Raw genomic sequence first — 927 nt, forward strand, 5'->3', positions numbered from 1 at the left:
AGCCGTTCGGGCACTGGCCAGCGCACGTCGTGGGCCAGTCGGAGCTTCTCGAAGATCCAGATGAGTCGGGCGGCGGGGTCGAGTTGGCCGCGTAGGACTCCGTGGCGGGCTCCTGTTGGGTCGGCGTGGTGGGAGTTGTGCCAGCTTTCGCCGAAGGAGAGGATCGCTAGGGGCCAGAAGTTGGTGGCTCGGTCCTTGCTGGCGAAGGGCCGGTCGCCGACGACGTGGCAGATGGAGTTGACCGACCAGGTGACGTGGTGCAGCACGGCCATGCGGACTAGTCCGGCCCAGAAGAAGGCGCTCAGCGCGCCTGCCCAGGTGCTGGTGACGAGGCCGCCGATCAGTGCGGGGGTGAGCAGGGACACTGCGACCAGTGGCCCGAAGAGGCGGTCGACTATGCGGATGTCGTGGTCGGCGAGCAGGTCTGGGGCGAAGCGGGAGCGGTTGCTCAGCTCTCGCTGGAACATCCAGCCGATGTGGGCGTGGAACAGGCCCTTGAGCACCGCGGTGACGTTGGTGCCGTAGCGCCAGGGCGAGTGGGGGTCGCCTTCGCGGTCGGAGAAGGCGTGGTGGCGGCGGTGATTGGCGACCCACTGTGTCGGCGAACCCTCGACGGCGAGCGATCCCGCTACGGCGAGCGCGATACGCAGTCCGCGCCGCGCTTTGAACGATCCGTGGGTCAGGTGGCGGTGGTATCCGGCCGCGATGCCGAACCCGCTGATCAGATAGGTGGTGATCGCCAAGGTCAGGTCGAGCCCGGACAGCCCCCAGCCCCACGCGACCGGCATGGCGGCGAGGAGAGCGATGAACGGGGTGACGACGAAGATCCAGATCGTGACCGCGCCTGCTCTGGTCTGCGGCGCGGCGAGCAGGGGCTTGGGTTCGTTCACGGTGCGGGGGACATCGCGGCGATCGACGACCGCCGGC

Annotated in this window: 1 protein-coding gene; it reads right to left on the reverse strand. The window is 68.6% G+C overall.

Going from position 1 to position 927, the window contains the following annotated elements; all coding sequences use genetic code 11:
- Nucleotides 1–890, reverse strand: an 890-nt coding sequence (locus C1I95_RS34155) for an acyl-CoA desaturase (protein WP_233514079.1), incomplete at its 3' end; no start/stop codon positions are given.
- Nucleotides 891–927 lie beyond the last annotated feature (37 nt).

It is taken from the genome of Micromonospora craterilacus, from assembly GCF_003236315.1.
Lineage (GTDB): Bacteria > Actinomycetota > Actinomycetes > Mycobacteriales > Micromonosporaceae > Micromonospora > Micromonospora craterilacus.